Below are 25,541 nucleotides of genomic sequence, written 5' to 3'. Positions count from 1 at the left end.
TTTTAGAGAAATACAAACCCGACCATCAAAATATTGAATAATGAGTTTAGTTAAATTAATAATAGAAGGTATTTCTTACAGCCAAACCCAAAACGGCGCCTATGCTTTAATTTTAAACGAAGCAGACGGTGACCGTAAATTACCCATTGTTATTGGTGCTTTTGAGGCACAATCAATAGCAATTACTTTAGAAAAAGATATTACACCACCACGCCCATTAACCCACGATCTTTTTAAAAACTTTGCCGATCGCTTCGACATCAAAATCAAACAAATTATTATTCATAAATTAGTAGATGGTGTTTTTTATTCAAGCATAATTTGTGAACGCGACGGTATAGAAGAAATTATTGATGCTAGAACATCAGATGCTATTGCGTTAGCTTTACGTTTTGATGCACCGATTTTTACCTACAAAGGCATTTTAGATAAAGCCGGAATTATTTTTAAACCTAAAAATGAAATTACCGAAAAAGAAGATGCTGATGAAGAATATCAAGATGATGACGATTTAGATTTAGACGACATTTCGCTTTTAGATGATATTTTAGATGATAATAAAGAAGCTGATCATTTTAAAAATGAATTTAAAAATCAAACGTTAGAACAGCTTTATGTTTTATTAGATACATCAATTCAAAACGAAGATTACGAAAAAGCGGCGTATATTAGAGACGAAATTAACAACCGAGAAGCATAATTATGAAACAATATTTAGATTTAGTGAATCATGTTTTAGAACATGGAACCCAAAAAGGTGATCGTACCGGAACCGGAACATTAAGCGTTTTTGGCTACCAAATGCGATTTGATTTGGCAGAAGGTTTCCCGATGGTAACTACAAAAAAGCTTCATCTAAAATCTATTATTCATGAATTACTGTGGTTTTTAAAAGGAAAAACAAACATTGAGTATTTAAAACAACACGACGTTAAAATATGGGATGCTTGGGCGGATGAAAACGGAAATTTAGGGCCAATTTACGGGCATCAATGGCGCAATTGGAACTCGGAAGAAATTGATCAGATTGCCGAAGTAATTGAAATTTTAAAAACCAATCCGAATTCTAGACGCATGTTAGTTTCTGCCTGGAATCCGTCATCTTTACCAAACGATAAAGTTTCGTTTGCCGAAAATGTGGCTAACAACAAAGCAGCTTTACCGCCTTGCCATGCGTTTTTTCAGTTTTACGTTGCAAACGGTAAGTTATCATGCCAATTGTACCAACGCAGCGCCGATATTTTTTTAGGTGTGCCATTTAATATTGCATCATATGCGTTATTAACTTTAATGATTGCACAAGTTTGTAATTTACAACCGGGTGAATTTATTCATACCTTTGGTGATGCACATATTTACAACAACCATATCGAACAACTGCAGTTACAAGTTAGCCGAGAACCGAAACCATTACCAAAAATGATTTTAAACCCAAACATCAAAAATATTTTCGATTTTACTTTTGATGATTTCACCTTAGAAAATTACGAAACGCATCCACATATTAAAGGATCTGTTTCAGTATAAATATTAAAAAGAGCTTATAAATAAGCTCTTTTTTTTGTATTTTTATTTAAAAAAGTATGAAACCAAACAGCGAAGAATTTCAGCAATATGAATATGCCAGAAAACGTACACAAGCCAAAAAAAATGTGTACTACCATTTCATAACCTTACTAATAGGTTGTGCCTTTATGTACATTGCTAACAATTGGTTAGGTGTTTTTCCAGAATACAAATGGTACATTTGGGCATCTTTTGCATGGCTTTTCATTTTTATTTTGCACGTAATTCAGGTATTTATTACCAACCGATTTATGGGTAAAAAATGGGAACAAGCACAAATAGAAAAACTTGTAAAAAAACAACAAGAAAAAATGGCTGTTTTAGAAAAGCAAGTTGAAAAACAAATGTTAGACGAACAAAACCAACCATGATAATTTTAATTGCAGCGGTTGCCAACAACTTAGCTTTGGGCAAAAACAACAGCATGATGTGGCATTTACCTAATGATTTTAAACATTTTAAAAATAAAACATACAATCATAAAATTGTTATGGGCCGCAAAACGTTTGAAAGTTTACCCGGCGTACTACCGAACAGACAACATATTATTGTTACGCGTGACAACGCATACCAAGCTCCCGAAAGTTGTTGGATTGCATCCGATTTAGAAACCGTTTTAAAAAGTTATCCGAACGAAACAATTTATGTAATTGGCGGAGGCGAAATATACAAGCAAGCTTTACCGTTTGCTCATAAAATAGAACTTACAAAGGTAGATTATTCGTTTGAGGATGCAGATACGTTTTTTCCAGAAATAAATTACGACCAATGGCAAACCATTGCTCACGAAAAACATGAAAAAGACAGCAAACACGCCTTTGATTACGAATTTATAACCTTAGTAAGAAAGTAGCTTAACAAATTGTACGGAAAAATTAAGTGCTTTCGTACCAAAAATGATACGTAACTTATATCTTTGCTGAAAATTACAAGCATGAAAAATAACATCAACCCATATAAAGATTCTGATTTAGGTAAAAAAGAACAAGTTGCTCAAATGTTTAATAACATTTCTGAAAACTACGACGGTTTAAATCGCGTTATTTCATTAGGTTTAGATACCGGATGGCGTAAAAATGTTTTAAACTTAGTTGCCAAAACCAAACCCAATACCATTTTAGATATTGCAACCGGAACCGGTGATTTAGCGATTTTATTAAGCCAAACAACGGCATCAAAAATTATTGGTTTAGATATTTCTGAAGGTATGTTAGAAGTGGGCAGAAAAAAAGTTGCCGACAAAAAATTAGAAAATAAAATTGAATTGGTTTTAGGTGATTCTGAAAACATTCCGTTTCCAGACAATCATTTTGATGCAATAACCGTTTCATATGGTATTAGAAACTTTGAAACGTTAGAAAAAGGTTTAGCCGAAATTTTACGCGTTTTAAAACCAAACGGAATTTTTATTATTTTAGAAACTTCTGTTCCGGTAAAATTTCCGTTCAAACAAGGTTTTAATTTATATACCAACAACATATTACCTTTAATTGGTAAAATGTTTTCTAAAGATAAAACAGCATATTCATATTTATCAGAATCGGCACAAAATTTCCCATTTGGCCCGGCATTAGTTGCTATTTTAAATCAAGTTGGATTTAAAAATGCCACAGCTAAGCCGCAAACATTTGGTGTTGCAACCATATATACAGCTACAAAATAACCATGAAAAAACAACTAACCCTACTCCTACTATTTATCGGCATATTAGCACAAGCACAAGGCATGTTTGGCAAAAACCCTATTATAAACCTTGAAAACTTTGATCAGAAAAGAATTCATTACGGGTTTTATTTAGGATTAAACAGCTACGATTTTAAATTTGATTATAAAGATGTAGCTGAAGATATTGAAGTTAAATCGTCGGTTGGGTTTAATGTTGGAATAATTGGTAACTTAAAACTTACCGAACATTTAGATTTTAGGTTTGAACCGGGAGTAAGTTTTAGTAGTCGAAATTTAATTTTCCCGTATATCCTTGATGATTTTGATAAAACACGCGAAGTAAAATCAACCTATATTAATTTACCATTTTTATTAAAATTTTCGGCAAAACGTACAGGTAATATTAAACCGTACTTAATTGGTGGTTATTCGTACGCCATGAACTTATCAAGCAATTACAATGCTACCGATGATAATTACAACGGGAAATTTAGAATGAAACGCGGTACAGGCAATTTAGAAGCAGGTTTAGGTATTGATATTTATTTTGAATACTTTAAATTTTCACCTTCTATTCGTGGCGTTTTTGGTTTAGATAATGAAATTATTGATGATAACACGCCATACAGCCCTTGGACCGGAAACGTAACAAAAATGCAAACGCGCGGTTTTTTTATCAACTTTGCGTTTCATTAATATATTCTACGTTTAAATTCGCTTAAAACAATTGCTGTTGCATTAGCTACATTTAAACTTTCGGTAACTTGTAAATTACCAAATCTAGGAATTGTAAGTTTGTTGGTACACAAATTCTGAACGGTTTCTGAAATACCATTTGCTTCGTTACCCAAAACAATTAAACCTTCGGTTGGTAAATTAGCGGTATAAATATTTTCGCCATCCATAAACGTACCAAAAACCGGTCCGTTATATTGCGAAAGGTAGTTTTGTAAATCGGTATAAATTACTTGTACGCGTGCAATAGAACCCATGGTTGCTTGCACAACTTTTGGATTGTAAATATCTACCGTATCTTCAGAACAAATTAAATGGCTTACGCCGTACCAATCACACAAACGTAAAATGGTACCTAAATTTCCCGGATCACGAACATCATCTAAAACTACTTGAATTCCTTTAGGTCGTGTTGCATTTTCAGTCGGAATTTTAAATATTGCTAAGCAATTATTGGCTGTTTTTAACGCAGTCATTTTTTCTAAATCCGATTTAGAAATAACTTCGCGCACATTTTGTGCTACCGATGTAAAAATATCTTCGGTAACATAAAGGTTTTGCAATTCAAAATTGGCAGTTATAAGTTCTTGAATTACCTTTACACCTTCTGCAAGGAATAGATGCGTTTGTTTTCTGTATTTTTTTTGCTGTAAACTTCTTATTAACTTGATTTGGTTTTTACTAACCATAAAAAAATGTACTTTTGAATAATATTATTTTGCTTTGATAAAAACGTGTTCAAAAATACTACTAATATTTGTATTAGTAAGCTTTTTATTTGCCTGTAACCCGACCAAACGAGTTGCAGCAGATATTTTTTTGCTTACTAAAGCTGAAGTACTTGTTGACAGCAAAAAGGTAACCAAAGAAGAAGTTTTAAATTTAATGCTTCAGAAACCCAATAACACGTTTATTTTTGGTTATCCGTTAAAGCTAGAAATGTACAATTTAGCAAAGGTAAATGCAGACTCATCATACCAAGCTTGGCTTTTAAAAAAACCAGAACGTTACGACCGTTTATCAAAATTATTATCTGAAAAACAAGTTGCACGTTTAGGGCAAGCATTTTTTGTTTCGGGCTTAAGCAATATTTTAAAAGAAAATGGAGAACCACCAGTAATTTTAGATACGTTAAAAACAATAAAATCTACCGACAAATTTGAAACCTATTATTTTGATCACGGTTATTTGGATGCCGTTTCAAGTTTTAAAATAGATTCGGTTGCTCCTAAAAAAGCTACAATTACCTATTCGGTAACAAAAGGAAATCCGTATTTTGTTGACAGCATTACCTACAAACCTAGCTCGTTTATTATAGATTCGTTATATCAATTAACCAAAAACCAAATGGTAATTGGTACCGGAAAGCAATATAACTTATCTGACTTTGCAAACGAAAGAACCCGCCTTACAACGTTTTTTAGAAATCACGGCGTTTATAAATTTCAAGAAAACTACATTAATTACAACATTTACAGAAACGACGATTCGGATAAGTTAAATGTTGATTTGATAATTGATCAGTATTCTAAAAAATCGGGCGATTCGTTAGTAAAAGAACCTTTTGATATTTACAAAATCAGCCAAGTAAATGTTTTTACCGACAATGCAGGTAAAAAAGAATATTCTGCAGACAGTATTTCATACAACAACATCAACATTTATTCATCGGCTAAACTAAACTTTAAACCTAAAGCCATAACCGATGCCATTTTTATAAACCCAGGAAATGTTTATAGCGATTACCGCCGTTCTATAACCACGCAATCGTTATCAAACCTAAAAATATTTAATTATCCACGTATTGAATATATTGAAGATGTTAGCGATAGCACAAAAAATGCTTTAATAAGTAATATTTATTTGGTTCCGCTAAAAAAATATACGTTTAATGCGGGGTTTGATTTGATGCATTCTAACATTCAGGATTTTGGTATTTTAGGAACAGCTGGTTTAACGATTAGAAATGTATTTAAAGGTGCCGAAATATTAGAAATTTCGGGGAAAGCCAATATTGGATCTTCACGTGAATTAGCAAATCCGGACGATGTGTTTTTTAACTTATCTGAGTTTGGTGGTGATGTAAAACTTACCTTTCCTAAAATTTTAATGCCTTTTAAAACCACTGGTTTTATACCTAAAACCATGTTTCCTACCACACAAATTAGTGCTGGAGTTTCTAGACAGCGAAACATTGGATTAGATAAAGAAAGTTTTACCGGGATTCTAAGTTATTCGTGGTTTCCTAAACGCTACAACAACATTCGTATTGATTTGTTAAACATTCAGTACATCAATAACTTAAATCCCTACAATTACTTTTTAGTTTACCGCAGCACGTACCGCCGTTTAAACAGCATTGCAGAAAGATACACAGCCGAAATAGATCCGAGTTATTTGAATGAAAACGGAACGTTAGAAGAACAACGCGGAACGATTGATTTTATGAATTCGGTATTAAACAACAGCATTCCTGTTTCGCCAGAAGACAGAACCGTGGTACGCAGCATTAGCGAACGTTACGACCGTTTAACCGAAAACAATTTAATTGTTGCATCAAATATTACCTATCAAAAATCAACACGAAAAAATTTAACCGATTACAACTTTTGGTCGTTACGAACTAAATTTGAATCTGCAGGTGCGTTACTTTCGCTTTTAGATCGAGATAAATCTAAAACCAATCAAAACGATAACAGCACCATTTTTAATGTTGCTTATGCCGAATACGTAAAAGGCGAAGTAGAATTTATTAGAAACTGGCAATTATCTAGCAAAAAAGTTTTAGCTACCCGTTTTTTTGCAGGCTTGGCTATTCCGTACGGCAACTCGAGTAGCATTCCGTTTATACGTAGTTATTACGCCGGCGGAACAAACGATAACCGTGCTTGGCTAGCTTATTCGTTAGGTCCGGGAAGTTCTGGCGGTGTAAACGATTTTAATGAAGCAAACATGAAATTAGCTTTTTCATTAGAATATCGTTTTAATATTTCAGGCAATCTTAACGGAGCAATTTTTACAGATATTGGAAACATTTGGAATGTTTTTGACGAAGTTAAAAATCCGAAATACAAGTTTCAGAATCTTTCTTCTTTAAAAGAATTGGCTGTAGGAACCGGTTTTGGAGCGCGATACGATTTTAATTTCTTTATTTTTAGGTTAGATATTGGTTTTAAAACCTACAATCCAGCCTATGAATACGAGCGAAGATGGCTGCGTGATTACAATTTTTCTAAGGCCGTTATAAATATTGGAATCAATTATCCATTCTAAACCGCAAATTTATTATTTTTGTAAACTATTTAAACAACAACATACAATGGCACACAACATTAAACCAGGAGTAGCTACTGGGGATCAAATACAAGAAATCTTTGATTATGCAAAACAAAAAGGTTTTGCTTTACCTGCTGTAAACGTAACTAGTTCAAGCACTATTAACGGTGTTTTGGAAACTGCTGCGAAATTAAATGCGCCAGTTATCATTCAGTTTTCTAACGGTGGAGCATCGTTTATTGCTGGAAAAGGATTGTCAAACGCGAACCAACAATCTGCTATTTTAGGAGCAATTGCTGGTGCAAAACATATACATACGTTAGCCGAAGCATACGGTGCAACGGTAATTTTACATACCGACCATTGTGCAAAAAATCTTTTACCATGGATTGATGGTTTATTAGATGCTAGTGAAAAACATTTTGCTGAAACCGGTAAACCTTTGTTTTCATCGCATATGATTGATTTGTCTGAAGAACCAATTGAAGAAAATATTGAAATTTCTAAAAAATACTTAGCTCGTATGAGTAAAATAGGTATGACATTAGAAATTGAATTAGGTATTACAGGTGGTGAAGAAGACGGGGTTGATAATTCAGACGTAGATTCATCTAAATTATATACCCAGCCAGAAGAAGTTGCTTATGCGTACGAAGAACTAATGAAAGTTTCTCCGCGTTTTACTATTGCAGCAGCTTTTGGAAACGTTCATGGGGTTTACAAACCAGGAAACGTAAAGTTAACTCCAAAAATCTTAGACAATTCTCAGAAATTTGTTGAAAAGAAATTCGGTACAAAAACAAATCCTGTTGATTTTGTTTTTCACGGTGGATCAGGTTCTTCATTAGAAGAAATTAGAGAAGCTATTTCTTACGGAGTAATTAAAATGAATATTGATACAGATTTGCAATTTGCATTTACTGAAGGAGCAAGAGATTATATTTTAGCAAAAAAAGATTATTTAATGACGCAAATTGGTAACCCAGAAGGTGAAGATTTACCGAATAAAAAATACTACGATCCGCGCAAATGGGTTCGTGAGGCTGAAATAACATTTAATAACCGTTTAGAGCAAGCATTTGCTGATTTAAACAACGTAAATACTTTATAGTAACAATGCCGTAGTTGGTTTAATACTACGTTAAAAAAGAAAATTAATATGGCTTTAGCTTGGTTTAAAAGAACAGAAAAAGGAATACAAACTGCTACAGAAGATAAAAAAGATATTCCTAAAGGTCTATGGTACAAATCACCTACTGGAAAAATTGTTGATGCTGACGAATTAGAAAAAAATTTATGGGTTTCACCAGAAGATGATTTTCACGTTAGAATCGGTTCTAAAGAATATTTTAAAGTTTTGTTTGATAATAATGAATATACAGAACTTAACTCAAACATTACATCTAAAGATCCGTTAGAATTTGTTGATACAAAAAAATACAGCGATCGTGTGGCAGAAGTTACAGCTAAAACAAAGCTTAAAGATGCTATTACAACTGTTGTAGGTAAATCTAAAGGAAATGATTTAGTTGTTGCTTGTATGGACTTTGCTTTTATTGGTGGATCAATGGGATCAGTAGTTGGCGAAAAAATTTCGCGTGCTATTGATTATTGTATTGAGCACAAAACGCCTTTTGTTTTGATTTCTAAATCGGGTGGTGCTCGTATGATGGAAGCTGCTTTTTCTTTAATGCAAATGGCTAAAACATCGGCTAAATTAGTTTTATTAGCAGAAGCTAAAATTCCATACATTTCGTTATGTACAGATCCAACAACAGGAGGAACAACTGCATCATACGCAATGTTAGGTGATATTAATATTGCTGAACCGGGAGCTTTAATTGGTTTTGCTGGCCCACGCATTGTAAAAGATACAACAGGTAAAGAATTACCAGAAGGTTTTCAGACATCTGAGTTTTTATTAGAACACGGCTTTTTAGATTTTGTAACACACAGAAAAGATTTAAAAAACAAAATAAACTTATATATCGATTTAATTTTAAATCAAGAAGTAAGATAAAAAAAGGAGCAATTTAAATTGCTCCTTTTTTTATATCTATATTTTTCACTTATTACATTCCGCTTCGAATTGCTTCAACAGGATCTAATTTAGATGCCGAAATAGCAGGCAAAATTCCAGAAATCAATCCAATAACTGCTGCTAAACTACTTCCTATAATAATATTTTTAAGGCTTAAAATAAACTCAAAATCTAAAGCTGAAGATGCTGCAATAGCAATTAGCCAAACCAATAACAAACCAACCAAACCGCCAAATAAAGATAAAATAACAGCTTCGAATAAAAATTGATACAAAATAAATCGACTTTTAGCTCCTAAAGATTTTTGAATACCTATTAAGTTTGTACGTTCTTTAACCGAAACGTACATTATGTTTGCAATACCAAACCCACCAACAAGCAAAGAAAATCCGCTTAAAATCCAACCCATAAAATTTAATTGTGCTACAATGTTATCAATCAAATCGGTAAATCCAGAAAAAACATTCACAAAAAAGTTATTATCATCAGACGGTTTTAATCCACGATACGTTCGCAGTTTTTGGGTTAATTCATCTTGAAACAAATTAATGTCATATTCTTTTACGGGTTTAACAATTATAGCTGGCGTTGCGCCTTTGTTGTTATCACCATAAATTTGTCGAATAAAATTTACTGGTAAAATAGCTTTCATATCGGTACTACCGCCCACGTTAATAGATCCGGCTTTTTCTAAAACGCCAATAACTTGCAAACGTTTGCCATAAGCGCGAATGTATTTACCTAACGGATCAACACCTGGAAACAAAGTTTCGGCAACGGTTTTACCTAAAACAACAACAGGAGCGCCTGAATTGGATTCAGATTCATTAAAAAAACGTCCCGTTTCAATATTTAAAACATCTAAATCTTCGTATTCGTTGGTACACGGCGAAATACTAACACCGCTTGCGCTACCAAAATCTGATTTTACATTTTGACTAGGAACAAACATGTTGAACGAAGCTTTATCGATACCGCGTAAGTTTTTACGCACAAATTCAAATTCGTCGTACGTAACATTCGGAAATTGCTGAATTTTCCAATCAGGAATATCGCTCGGCCCAAAGCTGTACTTCATTAAATAAATGGTGTTTTTATCTAAGTTTGATAAATCATTTTTTATTTTATGATCTAACGAATCTACAGCGGCCAAAACGGCAATGATAGAAAAAATTCCGATGGTTACCCCCAACAGCGACAAAAAAGTACGCAGTTTGTTAGATCGCAACGCGTTGGTGGCAAACTTAAAACTTTCGCTAAGTAATCTTAAATATAAAAACATATAAATCGAATAGTTGATATCTTATAAGTAGAAAAAATAGCGCATTTGTTACAAATTAGTTAATAATATTTTTGTGTGACAAAAAAACATTGAAATTGAAAAGAAATCGGCTCGTAATATTTTGATTATTATCGTAACAATATCTACTTTTGCACCTTAATACACACACAACAAAAAATGAATACTACTAAATCTATTAAATCGGCTTTAATATCAGTTTTTGATAAAGAAGGTTTAGAACCAATTCTACAAAAGTTAAACGAATATGGAGTTACCATTTATTCGACAGGCGGAACAGAAACTTTTATTAAAAATTTAGGAATTGATGTTGTTCCGGTTGAAGAGGTTACCTCGTACCCGTCAATTTTAGGAGGACGCGTAAAAACTTTACACCCAAAAATTTTTGGAGGTATTTTAAACCGTCAAGATCATGAAGGTGACGTAGCACAAATGCAAGAATTTAACATTCCGCAAATTGATTTGGTGATTGTTGATTTATATCCTTTTGAAAAAACAGTTGCATCGGGTGCTGACGAAGCTGATATTATTGAAAAAATTGATATCGGTGGTATTTCATTAATTCGTGCTGCAGCTAAAAACTTTAAGGATACGGTTATTGTAGCTTCTGTAAACGAATACGCAACGTTTTTAGATATGTTAACGCAAAACAACGGTGCAACAACATTAGAAAACAGAAAGTTTTTAGCTACCAAAGCTTTTCACACATCATCACATTACGACAGTGCTATTTTTAATTATTTTAATACTGATGCAAACGATACGTTAAAAATTAGTGTTGATCAAGCGCAAGTTTTACGTTACGGAGAAAATCCACATCAAAAAGGAACTTTTTTCGGTGATTTTGATAATATTTTTACTAAATTACACGGTAAAGAGTTATCTTACAATAATTTATTAGATGTTGATGCAGCGGTAAACTTAATGAACGAGTTTAAAGGTGATAATCCAACATTTGCTATTTTAAAACATAACAATGCTTGTGGTGTAGCAACACGCAATACCATTAAACAAGCGTATTTAGATGCTTTAGCAGGTGATCCTACTTCGGCATTTGGTGGTGTTTTAATTGCTAATGCTGTAATAGATGTACCAGCTGCAGAGGAAATAAACAAACTATTTTGTGAAATTGTAATTGCACCTGGTTACGAAGATGCAGCATTAGCTATTTTACAAGAAAAGAAAAACAGAATTATTTTAGTTCAGAAAAATATTGAATTACCTACTACACAAGTGCGTACTTGTTTAAACGGGTATTTAGTTCAAGATAAAGATTTAATAACAGATAGTCGCGATTTATTAAAAGTAGTTACAGAAAAAGAACCTACTGCGCAGGAAATAGACGATATGTTGTTTGCTTCTAAAATAAGTAAACACACCAAATCTAACACCATTGTTTTTGCTAAAAACGGGCAGTTAATTGCTTCAGGAACTGGTCAAACATCACGCGTTGATGCATTAAGACACGCAGTTGACAAGGCAAATTCTTTTAACTTTGACCTTAACGGAGCGGTAATGGCAAGTGATGCTTTTTTTCCATTCCCGGATTGTGTTGAATTAGCAAAAAATGTTGGAATTACAGCAGTTATTCAACCTGGAGGTTCAATTAAAGATGAGTTAAGCATTACTTATTGTAATGAAAATAACTTAGCAATGGTTTTAACTGGAGTACGCCATTTTAAACACTAATTTTATAAATCAGGCTTATTTTTAATAACATAACCATTTAAAAACATATGGGATTTTTTGATTTCATGACCGAGGATATTGCTATTGACCTTGGTACAGCGAATACATTAATAATACACAACGAAAAAGTTGTAATAGACAGCCCGTCTATCGTTGCCAGAGACCGCGTTTCTGGAAAAATTATTGCAGTTGGAGCCGAGGCAAACCAAATGCAAGGTAAAACACATGAAAACATTAAAACCATACGTCCGTTAAAAGATGGGGTAATTGCTGACTTTGATGCATCAGAGAAAATGATTAGCTTGTTTATTAACAGTATTCCTGCTTTAAAAAAGAAAATTTTCACGCCTGCTTTACGCATGGTTGTTTGTATTCCTTCAGGAATTACTGAGGTAGAAATGCGTGCCGTAAAAGAATCTTGTGAACGCGTAAACGGAAAAGAAGTTTACTTAATTCACGAACCAATGGCAGCAGCAGTTGGTATTGGTGTAGATATTATGCAACCTAAAGGAAACATGATTGTTGACATAGGCGGTGGTACAACTGAAATTGCAGTAATTGCTTTAGGTGGTATTGTTTGTGATAACTCGGTAAAAATTGCCGGTGACGTATTTACAAGCGATATTATTTACTACATGCGTACGCAACATAACCTATTTGTAGGAGAAGGAACAGCAGAAAAAATTAAAATTCAGGTTGGAGCAGCTTTAGAAGATATTGACTCTCCGCCAGAAGATATGTCAGTACAAGGGCGTGACTTGTTAACCGGAAAACCAAAACAAGTTGACGTTTCTTACCGTGAAATTGCAAAAGCATTAGATAAATCTATTTTACGTATTGAAGATGCAGTTATGGAAACTTTATCTAGAACTCCGCCAGAATTAGCTGCCGATATTTACAACACTGGTATTTACTTAGCAGGTGGTGGATCTATGTTACGCGGCTTAGACAAACGTATTTCTCAAAAAACAGATTTACCTGTATATATTGCAGAAGATCCGTTACGTGCGGTTGTACGCGGAACTGGAATGACATTAAAAAACATTAATAAGTTCAAAAGCATTTTAATCAAATAGCTTAAAACATATGCAGCAAATAATAAATTTTATCTATAAAAACAGCAACTTGTTGCTGTTTTTGCTGCTTTTGTGCATTTCGTTAGGTTTAACGTTTCAGTCACATTCGTACCATCGCAGCAAGGTGGTTAATTCGGCAAATTTTGTTACAGGAGGAACTTACCAACAAGTAAGTAATTTAAATGAATATTTTAATTTAAAGAACCAAAACGAACAGTTGGTTCAGGAAAATATGTATTTAAAAGGCATCTTATACAACACAAGCGATACTACCTTAAATCACCTAGATTTTTTTCCTCAAAAAATTACATACACAGATACGTTATATCGTGTAACATCGGCCAAAGTAATTAACAATTCATACAACAAACCCAACAATTACTTAACCATAAATAAAGGAAACAAGCATCATATTGAACAAGATATGGGCGTAGTTAATAGCTTAGGATTAGTTGGAATTGTAGAAAAAACATCAACAAATTACGCTACGGTACAAAGTATTTTAAATATAAAATCTGAAATTAATGCCAAAGTTAAAAACTCTAACCATTTTGGATCTTTAACTTGGAATGCTAAAGATGTTGCTTTTGTTCAACTAATTGACGTGCCGCGTTTAGCGCAGTTACGCAAAGGAGATACAATTGTTACCGGTGGTAAATCTGAAATTTTTCCTGAAGATATTCCGATTGGACAAGTAGAAAAGGTATATTTAGATACCGACACAAACAATTATACCATAGAAGTACGTTTGTTTAATGACATGACCAACCTAGGAAATATTTATATTTTGGATAATATTAATAAGGCCGAAATTAAAGCTTTAGAACAAGAAACCAACAAAAATGAATAATACACTGTTTTTAAATATTTTCAGGTTTATATCACTGATAATTTTACAGGTTTTTATTTTTAATAATATAAACCTTTTTGGGTATATAAATCCGAATCCTTATATCATTTTTATCTTGTTATATCCGGTAACCGCAAACAGAAATTTATTTTTGTTAGCCAGCTTTTTTTTAGGGTTAACTGTAGATTTTTTTATGAACACAGGCGGCGTTCATGCAAGCGCTTGTTTGGTATTAGCATTTTTTAGACCAACCATTTTAAAATATACCTTTGGTTTAAGTTACGAATATCAAACCGTTAAAATAGCAGATAAAATTTCTACCGAAAGATTGGTATATCTATTATCATCTATTTTGTTATTCAGTACGGTATTATTTACCTTAGAAATTTTTAACTTTAGTTTTATTTGGGGAATTTTAATTCGAATTTTATTTTCTTCCTTATTAACTTTTATCATCTGCGTATTAATCATATATCTAATTAAACCAAATAAATGATCAGAAAAGGGCTACTTCCCGCAATTATAACCTTAGTAACCTTAGTGATTTTAGGTAGATTGTTTTATTTGCAAGTTATAGACGATTCTTTCGAGAAAAAATCAGAAAACAATGCAATAAAAATAGTTTACGAATATCCTGAGCGTGGGTACATTTATGACCGAAACGGAAAGTTGATTGTTGCCAATCAACCTTCTTATGATATTATGGTTATTCCGCGAGAAGTAAAAAATATTGATACCCTAGAACTTTGCCATTTATTAGATATTACCATTGACGATTTTAATCGCATCTTAAACAAAGCAAAAGTTTACAGCCCACGCCTACCTTCTATTTTTTTACCACAATTAAACAAAGTAGAATACGCAGCATTTCAAGAAAAAATAAGAAAGTTTGAAGGTTTTTATATTCAAAAAAGAGCTTTGCGCGATTACCAAGTAAACGCAGCAGCAAACGTTTTTGGTTATATTGCCCAAGTAAACGACAAAATAATTAAAGAAAATCCGTACTATAAAAGTGGGGATTTAATTGGAATGCAAGGTGTTGAAAAAACGTACGAAGATGTTTTACGTGGAGTAAAAGGCGTAAAATACAGACAGCGTGATAAGTTCAACAAAGATATCGGATCATACAAAAATGGTATTTACGATACCACCGCTGTACAAGGTAAAGATATTACCATAAGTTTGGACATCGATTTACAAAAATACGGTGAAGAATTAATGGTGAATAAACGTGGTGGAATTGTTGCTTTAGAACCTAGCACTGGCGAAATTTTAGCTTTAGTAACCGCACCAAACTACGATCCGGCATTATTGGTTGGTAGACAACGTTCTAGAAATTACACCAAATTATGGAACGATACCATTGGTATGCCATTATACGACCGAGGTTTGTTAGCCGAGTATCCTCCGGGATCTCCATTTAAAATTCTTACAGCATTAATCGGGTTGCAAGAAAATGTTGTGGACGAACGCACTACATTTATGTGCAACCATGGCTTTTTTTACGGTAAAGGTGCTTTTATGAAATGCCACGATTCAGGGGCTATCGATTTACATCGTGCCATTTACAAATCATGTAACACCTATTTTGCAAACACATTTAAGTTAGTTGTAGATAAACACGGCGCAAAAGAAGGCGTTAATACCTGGGCAAATCATTTAAAAAGCTTTGGTTTAGGTCAATTTATGGGATACGATTTACCTGCAGGACGAAAAGGACATATTCCAACTTCAGATTATTACGATCGTTGGTATCCAAGCGGCGGATGGCGCTCTACAACCGTAATTTCAAATTCAATTGGACAGGGAGAAGTTTTAATGACTCCAATTCAATTAGCTAACATGATGGCAACGGTTGCAAACAGAGGGCATTATTACACGCCTCATATAATTAAAAAAATCGAAAATCAAGAAATAGATAAAAAGTTTACAACCAAACATCAAACAACGGTTGATCCTATACATTTTGAACCTATTGTAGCTGGTTTAGCCGATGTATATAACGTAGGAACAGCACGTTCGTTAAAAACGCCAGACATACAAATGGCTGGTAAAACCGGAACGGTAGAAAACTTTACAAAAATTAATGGTAAACGCGTACAATTAACCGATCACTCCGTATTTGTTGCTTTTGCTCCGGTAGATAATCCTAAAATTGCAATTGCAGTTTTTGTTGAAAACGGATATTGGGGAAGCCGTTATGCAGGTCCTATTGCAACTCTAATGGTTGAAAAATACTTGCGTGGCAGCCGCGACAGCATTAAACGTAAAGATTTAGAAAAAAGAATGCTAAATGCAAGTTTACAATTTGAATATGATAAACCCGTTAGCAACCAACCTTTTGTAATTAATAGATAAATGAAAAACCAAGGCGTAGTAAATAATTTAGATTGGCTTTCTGTATTGCTATACATAATTTTAGTGATTATGGGATGGATGAATATTTATTCATCTTCTTTGCCGCTAGATCCTACACCGGTTTTTGATATGTCACAAACCTATGGCAAACAGCTTTTTTTCATCATTTTAGCTGTTCCGTTAATTGTGGTCATTTTAACTATTGATGCTAAGTTTTACGAAAAATATTCCAGCATTTTTTATATCGTTGGTATTTTATCGCTTATGGGATTGTTTGTATTCGGAAAAACCATTAAAGGGCAAACCAATTGGTACCAATTTGGTAGTTTTTCTATACAACCCTCAGAATTTGTTAAAATATCAACAGCTTTATTTTTAGCTAAAATTGTAAGCGACAGCCAAATAAACCTGAGTAATTTTAAATCTCAGGTAATCACATTGGGTATTATATTTATTCCGGTAGTACTTATTTTACTTCAACCAGACGCCGGATCGGCCATGCTGTTTTTCTCTTTGGTATTAGTTTTAAATCGTGAAGGACTACCATCATGGTATTTATGGACCGGATTTATAGCCATTTTATTATTCTTTTTAGCATTAATAATTCAGCCGTACTTTTTAGCTGCGGTAATATTAGCTGTTGTATTATTACATTATTTCTTGAACAAAAGCATTTCTAGAAATCCTATTGTTTACGGATTGCTTTACCTTGTTATTGTTGGCTTTACGCTTTCGGTAGATTATATCTATAACAATATATTAGAACCACACCAAAAAGACAGAATTGGAATTTTAATTGGTGAAGAAGTAGATTTACAGCGTGAAGGTTACAACTTAAATCAATCCATGATTGCAATTGGTTCTGGATCTTGGTTCGGAAAAGGCTATTTAGAAGGTACACAAACCAAAGGCGGTTTTGTACCCGAACAACACACCGATTATATTTTTACCACTGTTGGTGAAGAATGGGGATTTGTAGGTACAACCGTTGTAATTATTACTTTTGTTTCGCTATTTTTTAGATTAATATATTTAGCCGAAAAGCAAAAAACACAATTTAGCCGGGTATATGGTTATTGCGTTGTAACCTTTCTATTTGTTCACTTTTTTGTAAACATAGCCATGTTAATTAACCTGTTTCCAACCATTGGAGTACCGTTGCCGTTTTTCTCATATGGTGGATCAAGTTTATGGGCTTTTACTATTTTGCTATTTGTATTTTTAAAATTAGATGCAAATAAAATAAACGAATGGTAATTTACCATTCGTTGTAATTAGTTTGGCTTTCTTTTTCAGCTTGAAAATTTATTGGTAATTGTTCAAAAAAATCAATTCCTGTCAACTTTTCAATAGAATCTACAGCAACAACAAATTCTTTTAATTGTTTTTTATTTTGTGCTTGATGCGGAACCAAAAAAGCAATCATTTTACTAGCATCTTTGGTAGCAACAACTTTATAAAAATAATTAGGTACCGAAACTTTTTCATAACCAATATGTGGCAAATTGTCTGATAAAACTCCGCCGGTAACTACATACAAGCTATCGTATTTAGAAGCCCAGTTTCTAACTTTTTGTTCTAAATCATTCCAAACGCCAGCATTAAATTCGGGCAATTGTGGCGAAATGTTAGAGGTATAAAACGTTTCTTGATAATCTTCAAAACTCGCTCTTCTATCAGCTGCAGGCAATAAATGACCACGATTGTAAATCACGTTTTTATAATTTTTCCAATCAGCAGATTTTGTTTTAACCAACGGATCTTGATTAAAATACGGACGTTTATATTTTTTAGGTTGAATATCTTTACGTGTTAAATAATAAGCAACCCATTCTGCTTGTTCATGATCTTCGTTGTATGAAAATGTAAAAGTTTCTCGAGCTATTACTACACCGGTTGTAGAACTTGGCGTAAAAACCGGGAAAGAAACTGCTTCAGTAGGTAAAACAGCATCAAACGAGTTGTTTTCATCGATAAAATCAGAACGCTCATCTACCAAAAATGCATTTTCATTTGCATTTTGCGTATCTTTGCGACAACTTGAAAAAATAAATAAAGTAAAAAAACTTAGTACTAAAATAATTTTAGGCATGTTTATTGATTTAAGCAGAAAAACAAAGATAACCGAAGCAATAACAAATATTCAATTTATGATTAAAAAAATTTTATACGTATTTTTATTAGCAACAACTGCAACATTTGCACAAGTTAATAAAACCGAAGTTACCAACTTATCTGATTTAAACTTAAATAGAGATACTACGTCTGAAAAAATTAAGGTTGACGATTTAAATAAAAAAATAGTTTCGCAAACCAATGCGGTTAGAACTGCAGAAACCAATGAAACTAATGCTCAAAGTACTTTAAACACGCGTAAGCTAACAACAAAGCAATTAAAAGCACAAGTTAAAATTGCTAATCAGAGCAAAAAATTAGCCAATACAAAACTTAAACATGCTATTAAAGCAAATGGTAAAGAAAACGTGATGCAAGAATCTAATGCATTAGCTACTGCAACTACGCAATACAACCAAAAACGTGCGGAATTAAAGATGGCAGAAAGTGCAGAGAAAAGTGCAAACAATGTTTTAAAAAGTGCGAAGCAAAAAACAAAACTAGAAAATAGTTTATTAAAACAATTAAATCAGCAAAAAAAGGTGGCAGATAGCCAATTAAAAGCTGCTGAAAAACGCGTAAGCACGATTGAAAAGCACGCTAAAAAAGTGCATGCTCTTGATAAAAAGTTAGCTAAAAACGAACAAAAGTTAGTTAAGGAGCAAGATAAATTAGCTAAAGCTGCTGGAGATGAAGCTAAAGAAGGTAAAGTTAATTTAAGCATCCAAAAGCTAGAATTAGAGAAAGCAAAATTAGAACAAGAAAAACAACAGTTTTTAAATAAACTTGAAACATTACAATAATAAAAAAGGCTCGAAATTCGAGCCTTTTTTTATTTAATTTTTCACATCAAAAACATCGCGAAGCGTATTTCCGATTAACATAAATGCTAAAACTAATAAACACATCGTAATGCCAGGCAAAATAGCCATATAAGCTTTTCCTAAAATAATATAGCTGTAATGATCTTTAATCATAGAACCCCAGCTTGCAACGGGCGGTTGTGCGCCTAAACCTAAAAAGCTTAAACCACTTTCCATTAAAATAGCCGATGCAAAGTTAGCAGCCGAAATAACAATAACCGGAGCCATACAATTAGGTAAAATATGTTTGGTAATAATTCGCCAGTCAGAAAATCCTAAAGCACGTGCTGCTGTAATATATTGGCTTTGTTTTTCAGATATAATTTGTCCGCGAATAACGCGAGCAACCTCAACCCACATAGTTAGTCCAACAGCAACAAAAACTTGCCAAAAACCTTTTCCTAAAGCCAATGTTATGGCAATGACCAACAACAAAGTTGGTATAGACCAAACAATATTAACCAACCACATAACTGCTGCATCAATTTTACCACCATAAAACCCAGCAATAGATCCAAAAAACACTCCAACTACCAACGAGATAAAAACGGCAACAAAACCAATAGCTAATGAAACGCGGCTACCAATAACTAATCTAGATAACAAATCTCGGCCGTAATTATCTGTACCTAAAACATAGTTAAATTGCTCAATATAATTTTCTTTAAATGCGGTTTCAGATTGTGCCTCCGGAAATATATGTAAAGGAAGTACTTTTTCTATTTGAACTAAATCAGAATCTGAATATTCAGTATAATAAACAGAATCATTTTTTATAGAATAAGATGAAATGGGAATGTAACTATCTGTTATCTTTTCTCCAGTAAAATATTCAGCAAAGGTTTTATGCGTTTTTTCTGGATTAGGAACCACTAACATTTGTACCTTAAATCCTGGTGGTTTAGAATGAATTACCAAATGCATCTGATTGGCATTTTCGCTTTTATCAGTAATAAAAAAATAACCGAATACTGCAATAAATGTACAGATACAAATAAAAAATAAACTAATAACGCCCCAAAAACTTTTAAAAAATTTTTGGAGCGCTAAACTTGTTAATGACTTTGAATATTGGGTCATAAATTATTTAAAATATACCTAAAAACTTTTTTGGTTTTGTTGCCGCAGTATTTTTAGGTTGCGTTTTTTGTGTGGCTAAATCATGTAAAACGTTTACAGCTTCTTCAACATAAACATCTTTTTTAAGTTGTTTGTGCCAATCTTCGATACGAGATTTATATGTTGTATCAATTGCTAACATTTCAACTTCGTACGGTAAAGATGTAAATTTTAAATTGTTATCGTAATTGTTAATTTCTTTAAATCGACTAATCTTTTTCTCGTTATCCTGTTGCTTTGTTTTATATGCTGTGTATTGCAAGTTTTCAAAATCGTCGCTCTGACGTTCTTTAATTAATTGTGCATTTTCATCAATCAAAATAAATTGAGGATTTGCTTTTACACGTTCATTACTTGCTTCAATAATACCAGAAAAATCGTTAGCTAATGGTTTGTAATTAGCAGGTTCAATTTTATCCCATGGTAACGCTTTTTTCATATCACGTTCGCCCGTGTCAATATAAGACATACGGTCTGGTAAAATAATATCACTTTCAACTCCTTTAATTTGTGTTGAACCACCGTTTACACGATAAAATTTTTGAATCGTTGTTTTTAACGCGCCCATATCACCAAATGTGTTTCGGCGCATTAAACTATTTAAATCGATCATGTTTTGCACGGTACCTTTACCAAAGGTATGTTTAGATCCCATAACAATACCACGGTTGTAATCTTGAATTGCAGCAGCAAAAATTTCAGAAGCTGATGCTGAAAATTGATTAACAAGTACAACTAAAGGCTTGTCCCAAGTTGTTGCCGGATTATCATCGGTTAAAACTTGTTTGCTTTTACCAGAACCTTTTACTTGTACCACCGGTCCTTGTTCAATAAACAAACCTACCATTTCTACCACCGTTTGCAAAGAACCACCGCCGTTGTTACGTAAATCCATAACAATACCATCAACTCCCGCTTCTTTAAGGCGTTGTACTTCTAAAGCTACATCTTTGTATGCATCGCGCGCGTTTGCATCTTCAAAGTTAATATAGAATTTAGGTAAATGAATAATTCCGTATTTTTCGTCGTTTAAATTGATTATAGAACTTTTTGCATACGTATCTTCTAACTCAACAATATCACGAATAATAGAAATTTCTTTAATTGTACCATCAACTTTACGAACGGTTAAGCGAACTTCGGTACCTTTTTTACCTTTAATTTTACTCACAACATCGTCTAAACGCATTCCGCCAATATCAATTGGTTCTTCGTTTGCTTGAGCAACTTTAATAATAATATCACCTTGTTCTATTTCTTTATTTTTCCATGCAGGACCACCCGGAATTAATTCGTTTAATTCTACATAATCATTTTTCTTTTGTAAACGTGCACCAATACCTTCTAAAGTACCTGAAATTGAAGAATCAAAACGTTCTTTATCGTTTGGCGCGAAATACTGAGAATGAGGATCGAAATTTTCTGTAAATGAATTGATATAAACCGAAAACCAATCTTTACGCTCTAGCTCGCTAATAATTTCGTAAAAATCATTTAAGTTTTTAGCACTTTTTTCGCGTGCATCTTTCTCAATTTCAACAAAAGTTTTGGCTACGTAAGTTGAGTCTTTCTTTACTTTATCTTCTTCAATTTTTTGAGTTGTATAAATTGAACTTGCTAAAGAATGTTTTAATTGCTGGCGCCATCTGTCTTTTAATTCAGCTGGCGTTTTTGCATAACCAATGCTGTCGTAATTGGTATTAATAATTTCTTCAATATCAAAATCGACTGGTTTATCTAAAATTTCTTTATAAATAGATTCAGATTCTTTAATACGTTTGTTTAAACGGTTATAAGTTAAGTCAAAAAAACTTAAATCTGAGCTTAACATTAAATCGTCTAAAGCTAATTTATATTTAGAAAATTCATTAATATCTGATTCTAAAAAATAACGTTTATATGGGTCCATATTTTCTAAATACGTATCAAACATAGCTTTAGAAAATTCATCATCAACCGGAACTGCGTTATAATGGGCTTGTTTTAAAACAAATACCAATAGCTCTATTAAAACTTTGTCTTTTTCTGTGTCTTCCTTTTTAAAGGCTTTAAAACTCCACAGCCCTGCACAAAGCAATAAGGTAGCTAAAATAATTTTATAATTTTTTTTCATAAATCGTATTAGACCTCTCATTCTAAATTTTTAACTAAAATACATATAAATAATGTACAACTTAAATGTATAATTTTTTATTTACTAACCTAGCAAATTATTTACTAAAATATGGTTAAAACTTAAATAATTGTACGGGTAATATATTTTATGTTTATTTTAGCTAAAATAAAAATTTAGATTCATAAATGAGCCAAAAACCTTTAATTTTAGTAACAAACGATGACGGAATTAATGCACCAGGAATTCGATTTTTGATTGATGTAATGAAAGAAATTGGTGAGGTTGTAGTTGTGGCTCCAGATAGCCCACAATCTGCCATGGGCCATGCCATTACTATAAATAGCACATTAAGTTTAGAAAAAATAAAAAACACTGAAGTTCCAGAATATGCATGTTCGGGCACGCCGGTTGATTGTGTTAAAATTGCGTTAGCTGAAGTTTTAGATCGTCGCCCAGATTTATGTGTTTCGGGAATTAACCACGGTTCTAACTCATCTATAAACGTAATTTATTCAGGAACCATGAGCGCAGCGGTTGAAGCTGGAATTGAAGGCATCCCTGCCGTAGGTTTTTCTTTACTTGATTTTTCGTGGAATGCTGATTTTACTCATACGCGTCCGTACGTTAAAAAAATAGCAGAACAAATTTTAGCGCAAGGCATACAAAAAGGCGTAGTTTTAAATGTAAATTTACCTAAAGAAAATATTAAAGGAATTAAAGTTTGTAGACAAGCAAAAGCATCTTGGGAAGAAAGTTTTGACAAACGTTTAAGCCCGCATGGTAAAGAATATTATTGGTTATCGGGTCAGTTTGTTAACCACGATGTGGGAGAAGATACCGACGTTTATGCCTTAGAAAATAATTACGTTTCTATCGTACCGGTACAATTTGATTTAACCGCTTATCATGCCATTCAGCCCATTACAAACTGGGATTTAAAAGACGTAGATTAATGAAATATTATATAATTGCTGGTGAAGCTTCGGGCGATTTACACGGAGCCAACTTAATGAAAAGTTTATACCAACTTGATCCTGAAGCCGATATTCGTTTTTGGGGCGGCGATTTAATGCAACAAGTTGGTGGCACCTTGGTAAAACATTATAAAAGCTTAGCTTTTATGGGCTTTGCCGAAGTTATAATGAATTTAAAAACCATTTTAAATAACATTTCATTTTGTAAAAAAGATATTGAGCAATTTAATCCTGATGCTATTATTTTTATAGATTATCCGGGCTTTAATATGCGTATTGCAAAATGGGCAAAACAAAAAAACATTCCAACTCATTATTACATTTCACCACAAATATGGGCTTGGAAAGAAGGTAGAATTAAAGCGATAAAACGTGATGTAGATCATATGTATGTTATTTTACCTTTTGAAAAAGATTTTTATGAGAAAAAACATCATTTCCCGGTTCATTTTGTTGGGCATCCGCTTATTGATGCTATTGAAAACCGAGCAATTGTTGATGCCGATGCGTTTAGAAAAGAACATCAATTAGATAATCGTCCTATTGTTGCTTTATTACCGGGCAGCCGCAAACAAGAAATTGAAAAAATGCTTTCGGTTATGTTATCGGTTATTCAAGATTTTCCAGATCACCAATTTGTAATTGCAGGTGCGCCAAGTCAGGATAAATCGTTTTACGAAAAATTTATTACTTCAGAACAAGTGCATTTTATAACTAACAAAACCTACGATTTATTAAGCGTAGCTTCGGCAGCCTTAGTTACCAGCGGAACCGCAACCTTAGAAACTGCTTTGTTTAAAGTTCCGGAAGTAGTTTTATACAAAGGCAACGAAATTTCTTATCAAATTGCTAAGCGCGTCATTACATTAAAATACATTTCATTAGTAAATTTAATTATGGATGAAATGGTGGTTACCGAACTTATTCAAAGCGATTGTAATACCAAAAGGGTAAAACAAGAATTGGCAAAACTGATTGATCCAACCTACCGAGAAAACCTACAAAATAAATACGATTTAGTAGAAGCTAAATTAGGTGGTAAAGGAGCAAGTTTAAAAACAGCCGAATTAATTGTAAAAAGTTTTAGCAAAAATTAATTTTTGTTTGTACATTGTACTATTATTTTGTTTAAATTTATTATGAAAAGGTTTTTATTTATAGCATTAGTAGGTGCAGTTATGGTTTCCTGCAAATCAAATTCAGGAATTGTAACTTCTAAAAGCGAAGCAAAACGAAAAGGCATGTATAGCAAAGTTTCGTCAACGCAAAGCACTAATACTATGGAAGCAGTTACGTTTAAAAAACCAGCTGTTAAACCCGTAGGAACTATAGAAAATACAACATCAGAAATTATTTTAAGTGAAAATAATGCGAAAGCAAATACTACAGCATCTGTTTTTACCGTTGATGTAATTAATGAAGCAAAAAATTATTTAGGCGTTCGTTATAAATTTGCTGGTACCACCCGTTCGGGCATGGATTGTTCTGGTCTTGTAACTACCGTATTTAAAGAGTTTGATTTTAGCTTACCTAGATCATCTCGAGATATGGCTAAAGTAGGAACCGTTGTTACTAAAAAAAATATTGCTCCTGGTGATTTGGTGTTTTTTAAAACCAATGGCCGATCGGTAATAAATCATGTTGGTATTGTGGTTGATGTTATTGGAGATGAATTTAAATTTATTCATTCTTCTACCTCACGAGGCGTAATCATTTCCTCAAATACAGAACCTTATTATAAAAAATCGTTTGCACAAGCAAACCGCGTATTTTAATCTTCTTACTATAAATTATAATA

General features: G+C 33.0%; 24 protein-coding genes. 19 read left to right on the top strand and 5 right to left on the bottom strand.

Annotation, left to right across the window (positions count from 1 at the left end; genetic code table 11):
- Positions 1-40: 40 nt before the first annotated feature.
- The 6 genes from K5I29_RS13145 to porT all read left to right on the top strand — a co-directional run bounded on the left by K5I29_RS13145 (position 41) and on the right by porT (position 3,927).
- Entirely contained in the window at positions 41-700 is a 660-nt protein-coding gene (locus K5I29_RS13145; RefSeq protein ID WP_264433820.1) for a bifunctional nuclease family protein, read from the top strand.
- Positions 701-702: 2 nt separating this feature from the next.
- Positions 703-1,527 carry a thymidylate synthase gene (locus K5I29_RS13140; protein WP_264433819.1) on the top strand — a complete coding sequence of 275 codons (825 nt, stop codon included), beginning with the start codon at positions 703-705 and terminating at the stop codon, positions 1,525-1,527.
- A gap of 56 nt (positions 1,528-1,583) precedes the next feature.
- Positions 1,584-1,937 carry a 2TM domain-containing protein gene (locus K5I29_RS13135; protein ID WP_264433818.1) on the top strand — a complete coding sequence of 118 codons (354 nt, stop codon included), beginning with the start codon at positions 1,584-1,586 and terminating at the stop codon, positions 1,935-1,937.
- Entirely contained in the window at positions 1,934-2,419 is a 486-nt protein-coding gene (locus K5I29_RS13130; protein WP_264433817.1) for a dihydrofolate reductase, read from the top strand. Before K5I29_RS13135 ends, K5I29_RS13130 begins: the two co-directional genes overlap by 4 nt.
- A gap of 81 nt (positions 2,420-2,500) precedes the next feature.
- Positions 2,501-3,229 (top strand): bifunctional demethylmenaquinone methyltransferase/2-methoxy-6-polyprenyl-1,4-benzoquinol methylase UbiE, encoded by a 729-nt coding sequence (ubiE, locus tag K5I29_RS13125; RefSeq protein WP_264433816.1) that lies wholly within the window; start codon positions 2,501-2,503, stop codon positions 3,227-3,229.
- A gap of 2 nt (positions 3,230-3,231) precedes the next feature.
- Entirely contained in the window at positions 3,232-3,927 is a 696-nt protein-coding gene (gene porT / locus K5I29_RS13120; protein WP_264433815.1) for a type IX secretion/gliding motility protein PorT/SprT, read from the top strand.
- Here the strand turns inward: porT and K5I29_RS13115 are convergent.
- Positions 3,924-4,655: a TrmH family RNA methyltransferase gene (locus K5I29_RS13115; protein ID WP_264433814.1), complete on the bottom strand. Its 732-nt coding sequence runs from the start codon at positions 4,653-4,655 to the stop codon at positions 3,924-3,926. The genes porT and K5I29_RS13115 overlap by 4 nt on opposite strands.
- A gap of 34 nt (positions 4,656-4,689) precedes the next feature.
- Between K5I29_RS13115 and tamL the strand changes: the two genes are divergently transcribed.
- Genes tamL through accD form a run of 3 tightly spaced genes read left to right on the top strand, consistent with a single transcriptional unit; the run spans position 4,690 to position 9,262 of the window.
- A complete protein-coding gene (gene tamL / locus K5I29_RS13110; protein ID WP_449404057.1) occupies positions 4,690-7,239 on the top strand; it encodes a BamA/TamA family outer membrane protein in 2,550 nt (849 codons plus the stop codon).
- 46 nt (positions 7,240-7,285) lie between these two features.
- Complete coding sequence (fbaA, locus tag K5I29_RS13105) at positions 7,286-8,353, top strand: class II fructose-bisphosphate aldolase (RefSeq protein WP_264433812.1); 1,068 nt, start codon at positions 7,286-7,288, stop codon at positions 8,351-8,353.
- Between the two features lie 48 nt (positions 8,354-8,401).
- Positions 8,402-9,262 carry an acetyl-CoA carboxylase, carboxyltransferase subunit beta gene (accD, locus tag K5I29_RS13100; protein ID WP_264433811.1) on the top strand — a complete coding sequence of 287 codons (861 nt, stop codon included), beginning with the start codon at positions 8,402-8,404 and terminating at the stop codon, positions 9,260-9,262.
- 52 nt (positions 9,263-9,314) lie between these two features.
- Here the strand turns inward: accD and K5I29_RS13095 are convergent, their stop codons facing one another.
- Positions 9,315-10,565 (bottom strand): ABC transporter permease, encoded by a 1,251-nt coding sequence (locus tag K5I29_RS13095; protein ID WP_264433810.1) that lies wholly within the window; start codon positions 10,563-10,565, stop codon positions 9,315-9,317.
- A 177-nt stretch (positions 10,566-10,742) separates the two neighbouring features.
- Here K5I29_RS13095 and purH point away from each other — a divergent pair, with 177 nt between their 5' ends.
- From purH to rodA, 6 genes are all read left to right on the top strand, one after another.
- Positions 10,743-12,272, top strand: a complete 1,530-nt coding sequence (gene purH / locus K5I29_RS13090; protein WP_264433809.1) for a bifunctional phosphoribosylaminoimidazolecarboxamide formyltransferase/IMP cyclohydrolase — start codon at positions 10,743-10,745, stop codon at positions 12,270-12,272.
- A gap of 47 nt (positions 12,273-12,319) precedes the next feature.
- Positions 12,320-13,348 (top strand): rod shape-determining protein, encoded by a 1,029-nt coding sequence (locus K5I29_RS13085; protein ID WP_264433808.1) that lies wholly within the window; start codon positions 12,320-12,322, stop codon positions 13,346-13,348.
- Between the two features lie 10 nt (positions 13,349-13,358).
- The gene (gene mreC / locus K5I29_RS13080; RefSeq protein WP_264433807.1) at positions 13,359-14,198 is read left to right on the top strand and encodes a rod shape-determining protein MreC; all 840 of its coding nucleotides are present in this window, start codon (positions 13,359-13,361) and stop codon (positions 14,196-14,198) included.
- Between the two features lie 115 nt (positions 14,199-14,313).
- The gene (locus K5I29_RS13075) at positions 14,314-14,694 is read left to right on the top strand and encodes a rod shape-determining protein MreD (protein WP_317134285.1); all 381 of its coding nucleotides are present in this window, start codon (positions 14,314-14,316) and stop codon (positions 14,692-14,694) included.
- The gene (mrdA, locus tag K5I29_RS13070) at positions 14,694-16,556 is read left to right on the top strand and encodes a penicillin-binding protein 2 (protein ID WP_264435202.1); all 1,863 of its coding nucleotides are present in this window, start codon (positions 14,694-14,696) and stop codon (positions 16,554-16,556) included. Before K5I29_RS13075 ends, mrdA begins: the two co-directional genes overlap by 1 nt.
- Positions 16,557-17,813, top strand: coding sequence for a rod shape-determining protein RodA (rodA, locus tag K5I29_RS13065; protein WP_264433805.1), 1,257 nt, complete (start codon positions 16,557-16,559; stop codon positions 17,811-17,813).
- A 1-nt stretch (position 17,814) separates the two neighbouring features.
- On the opposite strand, the gene K5I29_RS13060 is transcribed toward rodA, so the two are convergent.
- Entirely contained in the window at positions 17,815-18,648 is an 834-nt protein-coding gene (locus K5I29_RS13060; protein ID WP_264433804.1) for a DNA/RNA non-specific endonuclease, read from the bottom strand.
- Between the two features lie 58 nt (positions 18,649-18,706).
- Here K5I29_RS13060 and K5I29_RS13055 point away from each other — a divergent pair, with 58 nt between their 5' ends.
- Positions 18,707-19,474 carry a GumC domain-containing protein gene (locus K5I29_RS13055; protein ID WP_264433803.1) on the top strand — a complete coding sequence of 256 codons (768 nt, stop codon included), beginning with the start codon at positions 18,707-18,709 and terminating at the stop codon, positions 19,472-19,474.
- 33 nt (positions 19,475-19,507) lie between these two features.
- On the opposite strand, the gene K5I29_RS13050 is transcribed toward K5I29_RS13055, so the two are convergent.
- Both K5I29_RS13050 and K5I29_RS13045 read right to left on the bottom strand, forming a co-directional pair.
- Positions 19,508-20,614 carry an ABC transporter permease gene (locus K5I29_RS13050; RefSeq protein ID WP_264433802.1) on the bottom strand — a complete coding sequence of 369 codons (1,107 nt, stop codon included), beginning with the start codon at positions 20,612-20,614 and terminating at the stop codon, positions 19,508-19,510.
- A gap of 7 nt (positions 20,615-20,621) precedes the next feature.
- Entirely contained in the window at positions 20,622-22,787 is a 2,166-nt protein-coding gene (locus tag K5I29_RS13045) for a carboxy terminal-processing peptidase (RefSeq protein WP_264433801.1), read from the bottom strand.
- A gap of 167 nt (positions 22,788-22,954) precedes the next feature.
- Between K5I29_RS13045 and surE the strand changes: the two genes are divergently transcribed.
- The 3 genes from surE to K5I29_RS13030 are packed head-to-tail and all read left to right on the top strand — an operon-like array spanning position 22,955 to position 25,518.
- Positions 22,955-23,722 (top strand): 5'/3'-nucleotidase SurE, encoded by a 768-nt coding sequence (gene surE, locus K5I29_RS13040; RefSeq protein WP_264433800.1) that lies wholly within the window; start codon positions 22,955-22,957, stop codon positions 23,720-23,722.
- A complete protein-coding gene (gene lpxB / locus K5I29_RS13035) occupies positions 23,722-24,840 on the top strand; it encodes a lipid-A-disaccharide synthase (protein WP_264433799.1) in 1,119 nt (372 codons plus the stop codon). Before surE ends, lpxB begins: the two co-directional genes overlap by 1 nt.
- A 42-nt stretch (positions 24,841-24,882) precedes the next feature.
- Entirely contained in the window at positions 24,883-25,518 is a 636-nt protein-coding gene (locus tag K5I29_RS13030) for a C40 family peptidase (RefSeq protein WP_264433798.1), read from the top strand.
- Positions 25,519-25,541: the final 23 nt, after the last annotated feature.

It is taken from the genome of Flavobacterium agricola (assembly GCF_025919725.1).
GTDB lineage: Bacteria > Bacteroidota > Bacteroidia > Flavobacteriales > Flavobacteriaceae > Flavobacterium > Flavobacterium agricola.
This window is presented reverse-complemented; position numbering and strand designations above follow the sequence as displayed.